We start from the raw sequence: 9,492 nt of genomic DNA, 5'->3' as shown, positions 1-9,492 counted from the left end.
TGCACTCCTTCAGCAGCGCGGCCGGATCCGGCGCGGTCACCACCGGCCCGACCGGGGCCTGCGGCATCTCGGTCGGCGTCGGCGGCAGCGGCGGTTCCGGCGGCACGTCGGACGCCTCGTCTTGGGCGAACGCCGGCCACGCGGCCACCAGCAGGATCGGCAGGAGTCGGGAAAGGCGCACGGGGGGCACGGGGAGTTGGCGGAGGCGGGAGCCCATTATGCCGGCCCTGCCCGCCCCCCGCCACGGACAAAGTGCGCGCCCGCCGCCGGCCGCTCGCTCAGGCTTGCAGGAAGCGCTTCTCGAAGCGGGCGATGTCGGCCGGATCCAGCGCCACGTGCAGGTGCGCCTGATGCTCGTCATCGCGGCGGTCCAGCACCTCGCCCCGGTCGTAAAGCCAGGCGAGCGCCGCTCCGTTGCCAAGATCGATCGCCAGATCAACCACTTGCCGGCCGGCGTTCATGCGCCCGTCGAGCAGAGCGTCGAGGTCGTCGATGCCCGCGCCCGTCGCCGCCGACACCGCCACCTTGCGCGGGTCGCGGCGCGTCTGCGCGATGACGGCGTCGCGCGCCTCCTCGTCCAGGCGGTCGATCTTGTTCAGCACCTCGACGACCCGGTCGTCCACCTCGGGGTCGATGCCGATGTCGCGCAGCACGTCGTTCACGTCGTCGCGCTGAGCGTCCGTGTCCTCGTGCGAGATGTCGCGGACGTGCAGGATGATGTCGGCGCCGTCCACCTCCTCCAGCGTGGCGCGGAACGCCTCGACCAGATGGTGCGGCAGGTCGGAGATGAAGCCGACGGTGTCGGACAGGATCACCTTGCGGCCCGACGGCAGCGTCACCTGCCGCATGGTCGGGTCCAGCGTGGCGAACAGCAGGTCCTTGGCGAAGACGGAGGCGTTGGACAGGCGGTTGAACAGCGTCGACTTGCCGGCGTTGGTGTAGCCGACCAGCGCCACCACCGGGTACGGCACCTTGGCGCGCGCCTTGCGGTGCAGGCCGCGGGTGCGGCGCACCTCCTCCAGTTCCTTCTTGATCTTGATGATGCGGTCGCCGATCAGGCGGCGGTCGAGTTCCAGCTGTGATTCGCCGGGGCCGCCGAGGAAGCCGAAGCCGCCGCGCTGCCGCTCCAGGTGGGTCCACGACCGCACGAGGCGGGAGCGCTGGTAGGTCAGCGCCGCCAGTTCCACCTGCAGCTGGCCCTCGCGCGTGCGGGCGCGGGCGCCGAAGATCTCCAGGATCAGGCCGGTGCGGTCGATAACCTTGGCCTTCACCCCCTTCTCCAGGTTGCGCTGCTGCACGGGGGAGAGCGCATGGTCGACGACGAGCAGCGTCGCCTCGCTCTCCTCGACCAGTTGGGCGAGGTGTTCGACGGTGCCGGATCCCAGCAGGGTGGACGGCTGCGGCCGGTTCACGCGCACGCATTCGGCGTGCACGACCTCCAGTTCGATCGCGGCGGCGAGGCCGACCGCCTCGTCCAGGCAGGACTCGGGGCTGCGCGCGCCGTCGACGGCGGTGCGCAGCACGGGGTGGACGACGATGGCGCGGCCGGTGCCGTGCGGCTCCCGGCCGTCGCCGTTGGTCTCGTTACCGTTCATCAAGGGGGTCAGGCGCCCTCACCTTCCTTTGGCGGTTCGAAGAGCTGGATCGGGTGCGCCGGCATCACCGTCGAAATGGCGTGCTTATACACCAGCTGGGAATGCGCGTCCCGCCGCAGCAGGACCGAGAAATTGTCGAACCAGGTGATGATGCCCTGAAGCTTCACACCGTTCACCAGGAAGACCGTCACGGGAGTCTTGTTCTTGCGGACGTGGTTAAGGAAGACGTCCTGAACGTTTTGGCTTTTTTCTGACATGTTGTTCTGACCCCTTCTTCGATGTTCTTGGGGCTCCGGTCAGAGCCCGCTCCCCGCTGCGTTTTTCGCTCAGTGCTTCGCAATCGCCCCGGCGTTCGCCGTGAGGGATATGGTAGCACCGATCCGGTGCACCAAGCCACACAGCGCGTGACAGGTCTCATAGCGGTGCGCTGGGGGGAAGCGGGAGAAGCCCTCCCCCTGTGCATCGCCCACCAGCACCGGCACCAGTCCGGCGCCGTGGGCGCATTCCATGTCGATGTCGGCGTCGCCGACGAACCAGACGTCGGGTCCCGGCGCGACGCCGCCGGGGGCCAGCGCCATGGTGACGGGCGCGCAATGCGGCTTGTCCGCCTCGGCGTCCTGGGCGCCGACCAGCGTGCCGAAGAAGCGCGTCCAGCCCAGCGCGTCGGCCTCGGCGCGCAGGAAGCGGCCATTCTTGTTGGACACCACGGCCTGGTAGACGCCCTGCCCGTGCAGCGTCTCCAGCAGCGTCTCGGCCCCCGGGATCGGGCGCAGGTGCTCCAGGTGGTGCGCTTCGAAATAGGCGTAGAACTGGTCGCGCGCGTCGGTCCAGCGCTCCCCGAACAGTTTGGGGAAGCTGTTGCGCAGCGATGCCTTGATGCGCTCGCGCGCCTCCTCCTCGTCCCACGGTGACTGGCCGAAGGCGACCAGCGTGTGGTTGAGCGCCGCGCGGATGGTGCCCCAGTTGTCGACCAGCGTGTTGTCCCAGTCGTAGAGCACGGCGCGCGGCAGGCGGATCGGATCGGTCATGCCGGTGTCCCCAGAACGTGATCGATGTAGGCCTGCCGCAGCGCCATGGTGAGCGCGCCCGGCTTGCCGTCGCCCACGGCGCGGCCGTCGATGCGCGTGACCGGCATCGCGAAGGTGCCGGCCGAGGACAGGAACGCCTCGCGCGCGTCCAGCGCCTCCGCCACCGTGAACGGCCGCTCCTCCACCGGGACGCCGCGTTCGCGCGCCAGCCGCAGCAGCGACAGGCGGGTGACGCCGTTGAGGATGCGCGGGCTCGCCTCGCGCGTCACCAGCACGCCGGCCGGCGTGACGATCCAGGCGTTCGCCGAGGTGCCCTCGGTCACCGTGCCGTCGGGATCGACCATCCAGGCCTCGTAGGCGCCGGCCTCGGCGGCCTGCTGCTTGCCCAGCGCCTGGGGCAGCAGGGCCACCGTCTTGATGTCGCGCCGCGCCCAGCGGATGTCGGGGATGGTGATGACGGCCACGCCGTCGCTCAGTTGCCCGGGCTTGGCCCACTGCTGCACGCGCCGCGTGGTGACGACCAGCGAACTGGGCGTGTCGTCCGGAAAGCGGAAGTCGCGCGGCGCCACGCCGCGGGTCACCTGCAGGTACACCGACCCGTTGCGCACGCCGTTGCGCCGCACCAGTTCGCGGACGACGAAATCCAGCACGCGCGGCGCCACCGGCCACGCGATGCGCAGCTCCTTCAGGCTGCGGTCCAGCCGCGCCATGTGGCCGTCCAGGTCCGCGAACCGGCCGTCGAGGAGCGTCACGACCTCGTAGACGCCGTCGGCGAACTGGTAGCCGCGGTCCTCCACGTGGACGGCGGCCAGGGTGTGCGGCACGTATCGGCCGTTGACGTAAGCCCAGCGAGCCATTGTTCTTGTTCTTCGTTAAGAGACCCGACGATTAGGCTTGCAAGCGGAAAAAAGCAAGGGTGGCGGCGTTCCTCAATCGATGGATCCTCAATCGATGAACGCCTTGCCCTTCTCGCTGCCGTGCACGCCCAGGCTCTTCAGCTTGCGGTGCAGGGCCGAGCGCTCCATGCCGACGAAGGCGGCGGTGCGGGAGATGTTGCCGCCGAAGCGCGTGACCTGCGCCAGCAGGTATTCGCGCTCGAACACCTCGCGCGCCTCGCGCAGCGGCAGGCCCATGATCTCGCCGCCCTTGTCCCACTTCAGCACGGTGGGCGTGATGGCGCCGATCTCCGGCGGCAGCATGTCGGCGCGGATCGGCTCCTTGTGGTCGCCCTGCGCCATGATCAGCAGCCAGTCCACCACGTTGCGCAACTGGCGCACGTTGCCCGGCCAGTCGTAGGCCTGCAGCGCCGCCATGGCGTCCTCGCCGAACTCGCGCGCCGGCAGGCCGGCCGCCTCGGCGGAGCGCTGCATGAAGTGCTTGGCCAGCATCGGGATGTCCTCGCGCCGCTCGGCCAGCGAGGGCACGCGGATGGGCACCACGGCCAGGCGGTAGAACAGGTCCTGGCGGAAGCGGCCCTGCTCGATCTCCGCCTGTAGGTCGCGGTTGGAGGTGGCGATGACGCGCACGTCGACCTCCACCCGGTGGCCGCCGCCGACGCGCTCGAACGTCTGCTCCTGCAGCGCGCGGACGATCTTGCCCTGCGTCTCAATGGGCATGTCGGCCACCTCGTCGAGCAGCAGCGTGCCGGTGTGCGCCTGCTCGAAGGTGCCGATCTTGCGCCCTGCCCCGTCGGTGCCGGCCTCGGTGCCGAACAGCTCCACCTCCAGCCGGTCGGGGCGCATGGTGGCGCAGTTCAGCCCGACGAACGGCCCGCTGGCCCGGCGCGAGCGCGCGTGGATGAGGCGCGCCACCACCTCCTTGCCCGAACCGGCGGGGCCGGTGATCAGCACGCGGCTGCCGGTGGGCGACACCTTGTCGATGGACTGGCGCACCTGGTTGATGGCGGACGAGCGGCCGATCAGGTCGGCCTCGCCGCCGGCGCGCAGGCGCAGTTCCTCGTTCTCGCGCTTCAGGCGCGCCGCCTCGATGGCGCGCTCCACCATCAGCAGCAGGCGGTCGGCCTTGAACGGCTTCTCGATGAAGTCGTAGGCGCCGATCTTGATGGCGTTCACCGCCGTCTCGATGGTGCCGTGGCCGGAGATCATGATCACCGGCAGGTTCGGGTCGTCGCGGATCAGCTGTTCCAGGATCTGCAGGCCGTCCAGCCGGCTGCCCTGGAGCCAGATGTCGAGGATCACGAGGTTGGGCCGGCGCGCCGAGACCTGGGTGAAGGCGTCGTCGGCGTTGGCCGCCTCGCGCGTCTTCATGCCCTCGTCGTTCAGGATGCCGGCCAGCAGCATCCGGATGTCCGCTTCGTCGTCGACGATCAGAATGTCATGCGCCATGGGCTGCTTGCCTCTTCTCCTCGCCGGTCTCCGCCGGGTGGTTGTCGCCGGCCGCCGCCTCGGGCGCGGCCATCGTGCTGCGCGGGAACACCAGGCTGACGCGCGCCCCGCCGCCCTCGCGGTCTTCCAGGAGCAGCTCGCCGCCGTGGTCTTCCATGATCTTCTTGACGATCGCCAGCCCCAGGCCGGTGCCCTTGGCCCGCGTCGTCACATAGGGTTCGGTCAGCCGGTGCCGCTCGTCCTGCGGCAGGCCCTTGCCGTTGTCCTCGATGACCAGCGCCACGCGCTCGGCGTCCGCCCGCACGCGCGCCGACACGTGGCCGGAGGGCAGCGGCGCGCCGTCGGCGTTCGCCGCGCGCCCCTCGATGGCGTCGACGGCGTTCTGCAGCAGGTTGGTCAGCGCCTGGCTGATCTGCCGGCCGTCCACGGGGACGGTCAGCGGGCCGTCCGGCAGCTCGACGTCGAACTTCACGTTGCCGGCGTGCGCGCTGGTCTGCAGGAACACCGCCTGCCGGACGAGGTCGTTGATGTTCACCGGCTTCATCACCGGCTGCGGCATGCGCGCGAAGGCCGAGAACTCGTCCACCATGCGGCGGATGTCGTCGACCTGCCGGACGATGGTGTCGGTGCACAGCGTGAACACCTCCGTGTCGTCGGGGGTGATCTGCTTCAGGTACTTGCGCCGCAGCCGTTCCGCCGACAGCTGGATGGGGGTGAGCGGGTTCTTGATCTCGTGCGCGATGCGGCGCGCCACGTCGGCCCAGGCCGCCTTGCGCTGCGCCGACACCAGTTCGGTGATGTCGTCGAAGGTGACGACGTAGCCGCGCACGTGACCGGCCGGCGCCTCCGCCACCACGCGCACCAGCAGGGTCAGCGGCGCGTGGCCGGTGCGGCGCACGTGGATCTGGTCCTGCACGGCGCGGCCGGCCTTGCGCGGCGCGCTTTCCAGCAGTTCGCTGGCCTCCGGCAGCAGTTCCACCAGCGAGCGGCCGACCAGCGACTCCGCGTCCTCGACGCCGAGCAGGCGCGCGGCCGACAGGTTGGGCAGATTGACGACGCCGTCGCCGTCCAGGCCGATGACGCCGGCCGACACGCCGGCCAGCACCGTCTCGGTGAAGCGGCGGCGCTGGTCGAGCTGGCTGTTGGCCTCCAGCAGCTCGCGCCGCTGGCTCTCGATCTCCGTCGTCATACGGTTGAAGGCGCGCGACAGCAGGCCCAGCTCGTCCTCGCTCGGCGGTTCCGACACGCGCACGGTCAGGTCGCCGGCCCGCACCCGCTCGGCCGCACCGATCAGCGCGGAGATCGGGCGCGCCAGCCGCGTGGCGAAGTTCAGCCCGGCCCACACCGCCGCCAGCAGCAGCAGCAGCGACACCACCACGAAGATCAACGTGAAGGTGATCTGCAGGCTGCTGCGCTCGACCTCCAGCTCGGCGTACTCGCGCGCCGCCCCCTGCACGTTGGCGACGTGCGCCAGCACGCGCGGCTCCACCAAGCGGCCGACGTAGAGATAGGCGTCGACGAAGCGGTCGAGACGGACCAGCGCCCGCACGCGGTCGTCGTTCTCGTTGACCATCAGGACGACTTCGCCGTTGCGCGCCTGCTCCAGCACCGTGTCCGGGATGGGGTCGAATTCCAGCGTGAAGCTGAAGCCGGAACGCGCCAGGATGCGCCCCGTGGTGCCGCTGAACACCACCGCCTCGGACAGCGCGCGCAGCATGGCCTGGGTGACCACGACCTGCTCGAACCGTTCCGGCGCGCCGGCCAGCCGCGGCGCCTCCTGGTTCAGGTCGTTGGCCATGGCCAGCGCGTCGGCGCGGATGTTCTGCTGGTGCTCGTGCAGGTAGCTGCTGGCGACCGCCACGGATTCCTTGATGGCCGTGCGCACCCGCTCGCTGAACCACGACTGGACGCCGACGTAGAAGAAGACGGCCGAGAAGGTGGCGACGATGATGGCCGGCAGGACCGCCAGGATGCTGAACACCGCCACCAGGCGCACGTGCAGGCGCGCCCCCGCGATGCCGCGCCGGTGCCCCATCCAGATCTGCACGATGCGCCGCGCCACCAGCGCGCCCAGCAGCAGCATCAGCACGAGGTCGAGCGTGAGGAGCAGCGTGACCGTGCCCGGATTGCTCTGGCCGAACGGCGACGTCTCGGTCAGCGCGCCGTACGTGGCGAATCCGGCGGCGATGGCCGCGATGCTGAGCGCCACCGCCATGCGCTTGGCAAGGCGCACCCGCGAGGCCCAGCGCAACAGCTGGGCCCAGGGGGACGCGCTGGCTTGGGGCGCACTGGTTTCGGACGGCGGGAGCGACATGGGATCCGGCTGCAATTCTGTTGCCGGAAAGATACACAGCTGTGTCCGCGAAGCCAAGACCGAACCGCCCTAGCCTTTCGGATGGCCCGGCGCGTGGCTCGCGGCGGCCTGCGGGCACGGAAGCGGTGTCACAAGAATGACACTGCGTGGCTGTGGGCGTGGCTGTGGGAAGCGTGTGCGCGGCCTACTTGAGGCCGCGCACCACCTGGATGTCCAGCTCGCGGATCTTCTTGCGCAGCGTGTTGCGGTTGAGGCCCAGCATCTCCGCCGCCTTGATCTGGTTGCCCCGCGTCGCCGAGAGGCTGAGCGAGATCAGCGGCCGTTCGACCTCGCGCAGGACGCGGTCGTACAGGCCCTTGGACGGGATGCCGTCCTTGTGCGCGGCGAAATAGTCCTTCAGGTGCCGCTCCACGGCGGAGCTGAGGCCCTCGCTCTGCGTCTCCTCGACCGGCTGCTGGGCCGGCTGGGCGTCGGCCAGCTCCGCCTCGATGACGTCGACGCCGATGATCTCCTGCGAGTACAGGGCGGCGAGGCGGCGTACGAGGTTCTCGAGTTCGCGTACGTTGCCCGGCCAGCGGTAGCGGCGCAGGCGGTCCATGGCCGCCTGGTCGATGCTCTTGGCCGGCAGGCCCTGCGCCACGCCCTGGTTCAGGAAATGGCGCACCAGCAGCGCCACGTCCTCCGTCCGCTCGCGCAGCGGCGGCAGGCGGATGGGCACGACGTTCAGGCGGTAGAACAGATCCTCGCGGAACAGGCCCTGGCGGATCAGCGTACGCAGGTCGCGGTGCGTGGCGGCGATGATGCGTACGTCCGTCTTGATGGGCGTACGCCCGCCGACGGTGGTGTACTCGCCCTCCTGCAGGACGCGCAGCAGGCGGGTCTGCGCCTCCAGCGGCATGTCGCCGATCTCGTCCAGGAACAGGGTGCCGCCCTGCGCCTGCTCGAACCGCCCCTGGGAGCGGTTGGTGGCGCCGGTGAAGGCGCCCTTCTCGTGGCCGAACAGCTCGGACTCGATCAGTTCGCGCGGGATGGCCGCCATGTTGATGGCGACGAAGGGGCCGTTCCGGCGCTTGCCGTAGTCGTGCAGCGCGCGCGCCACCAGCTCCTTGCCGGTGCCCGACTCGCCGGTGATCATCACCGTCAGGTCAGTGCCCATCAGACGGGCAAGCACGCGGTAGATCTCCTGCATCGCCGGCGAGCGGCCGATCAGGGGAAGCTGCTCCTCCGACTCCGCCTCCGGCGGCAGCTCGGAGGCCTGCGTTTGACGGGCGTTGAGCGCGCGTTCGACGACGTTGCACAGCTCCTTCAGGTCGAAGGGCTTGGGCAGGTACTCGAAGGCGCCGCGCTCCGCCGCCTTCACGGCGGTGATCAGCGTGTTCTGCGCGCTCATCACGATGATGCGCAGCTCCGGGCGGATCTTCTTGATGCGGGGGACGAGGTCGAGGCCGTTCTCGTCGGGCATGACCACGTCGGTGATGACGAGGTCGCCCTGGCCGTCGGCCACCCACCGCCACAGGGTGGAGGCGTTGCCGGTGGAGCGCACATCGTGACCAAGCCGGGCCAGCGCCTGCGTAAGAACCGTGCGGATGCCCCGATCGTCATCGGCGACGAGGATCGTTGCACCGCTCATCAGCGCGCCCCTCGCTTCGTGCGAACCGGGCTCACCTCGACTGCGGTCTGGGATTCGTCGTACATGGGCAGCGACACCTTGAAGACGGTACGGCGCGGCTGGCTGTCGAATTCGATGACGCCGCCGTGATCGCCGATGATCTTCGCCACCAATGCAAGCCCCAGGCCAGTTCCGTTGGCCTTGGTCGTGACGAACGCGTCGAACAGGTTGTTGCGCAGATCCTCGGGGATGCCGTCCCCATTGTCCTGAACGGATATGACCAGCGGCAGGTGCATCCGCGTGTCGCCGCCCGGCAGCGCCATGCGCACGCCGTGCTGGTAGGCGGTGGAGAGGATGATCTCGCCGCCGCTTTCGGGGGCAGCCTCTGCCGCATTTTTAATCAGGTTGAGGAAGACCTGGATCAGCTGGTCGCGGTTGCCGTAGACCGGCGGCAGCGACGGGTCGTACCGCTCGACGAAGCGCACCGTGCGGCCGAAGCCCGACTGCGCGATGGTGCGCACGTGCTCCAGCACCTTGTGGATGTTCACCGGACCGCGCTCCAGCGGGCGCTTGTCGGAGAACACCTCCATGCGGTTGACCA

Annotated in this window: 8 protein-coding genes and 1 pseudogene; all 9 read right to left on the bottom strand. The window is 69.7% G+C overall.

Features of this window, described 5'->3' with window-relative positions; all coding sequences use genetic code 11:
* A pseudogene (locus tag VED21_RS04655) lies at positions 1–181 on the bottom strand (hypothetical protein); the annotation flags it as partial.
* Positions 182–278: 97 nt separating this feature from the next.
* Positions 279–1,595: a GTPase HflX gene (hflX, locus tag VED21_RS04650; RefSeq protein ID WP_324881153.1), complete on the bottom strand. Its 1,317-nt coding sequence runs from the start codon at positions 1,593–1,595 to the stop codon at positions 279–281.
* Positions 1,596–1,603: 8 nt separating this feature from the next.
* Positions 1,604–1,852 carry an RNA chaperone Hfq gene (gene hfq / locus VED21_RS04645; protein WP_324881152.1) on the bottom strand — a complete coding sequence of 83 codons (249 nt, stop codon included), beginning with the start codon at positions 1,850–1,852 and terminating at the stop codon, positions 1,604–1,606.
* 69 nt (positions 1,853–1,921) lie between these two features.
* Positions 1,922–2,623, bottom strand: coding sequence for an HAD family hydrolase (locus VED21_RS04640; protein WP_324881151.1), 702 nt, complete (start codon positions 2,621–2,623; stop codon positions 1,922–1,924).
* Positions 2,620–3,480, bottom strand: coding sequence for a D-amino-acid transaminase (locus tag VED21_RS04635; RefSeq protein ID WP_324881150.1), 861 nt, complete (start codon positions 3,478–3,480; stop codon positions 2,620–2,622). The genes VED21_RS04640 and VED21_RS04635 overlap by 4 nt, the downstream gene beginning before the upstream one ends.
* A gap of 87 nt (positions 3,481–3,567) precedes the next feature.
* Positions 3,568–4,968, bottom strand: a complete 1,401-nt coding sequence (locus VED21_RS04630) for a sigma-54 dependent transcriptional regulator (RefSeq protein ID WP_324881149.1) — start codon at positions 4,966–4,968, stop codon at positions 3,568–3,570.
* Positions 4,958–7,282 carry a PAS domain-containing sensor histidine kinase gene (locus VED21_RS04625; protein WP_324881148.1) on the bottom strand — a complete coding sequence of 775 codons (2,325 nt, stop codon included), beginning with the start codon at positions 7,280–7,282 and terminating at the stop codon, positions 4,958–4,960. Before VED21_RS04625 ends, VED21_RS04630 begins: the two co-directional genes overlap by 11 nt.
* A 184-nt stretch (positions 7,283–7,466) precedes the next feature.
* Positions 7,467–8,912, bottom strand: coding sequence for a nitrogen regulation protein NR(I) (ntrC, locus tag VED21_RS04620; protein WP_324881147.1), 1,446 nt, complete (start codon positions 8,910–8,912; stop codon positions 7,467–7,469).
* On the bottom strand, positions 8,912–9,492 hold a 581-nt coding region (locus VED21_RS04615; protein WP_324881146.1), incomplete at its 5' end, for a two-component system sensor histidine kinase NtrB. The genes VED21_RS04615 and ntrC, both read right to left, overlap by 1 nt.

This window comes from Azospirillum sp. (assembly GCF_035627195.1).
Classification (GTDB): Bacteria; Pseudomonadota; Alphaproteobacteria; order Azospirillales; family Azospirillaceae; genus Azospirillum.
The sequence above is the reverse complement of the archived record's forward strand: the minus strand, read 5'-3'. Positions and strand labels throughout refer to the sequence as shown.

Coding starts and splice junctions, on each gene's coding strand:
- hflX (WP_324881153.1), bottom strand. CDS start 1,595: ATGAACGGTAACGAGACCAACGGCGACGGCCGGGAGCCGCACGGCACC.
- hfq (WP_324881152.1), bottom strand. CDS start 1,852: ATGTCAGAAAAAAGCCAAAACGTTCAGGACGTCTTCCTTAACCACGTC.
- VED21_RS04640 (WP_324881151.1), bottom strand. CDS start 2,623: ATGACCGATCCGATCCGCCTGCCGCGCGCCGTGCTCTACGACTGGGAC.
- VED21_RS04635 (WP_324881150.1), bottom strand. CDS start 3,480: ATGGCTCGCTGGGCTTACGTCAACGGCCGATACGTGCCGCACACCCTG.
- VED21_RS04630 (WP_324881149.1), bottom strand. CDS start 4,968: ATGGCGCATGACATTCTGATCGTCGACGACGAAGCGGACATCCGGATG.
- VED21_RS04625 (WP_324881148.1), bottom strand. CDS start 7,282: ATGTCGCTCCCGCCGTCCGAAACCAGTGCGCCCCAAGCCAGCGCGTCC.
- ntrC (WP_324881147.1), bottom strand. CDS start 8,912: ATGAGCGGTGCAACGATCCTCGTCGCCGATGACGATCGGGGCATCCGC.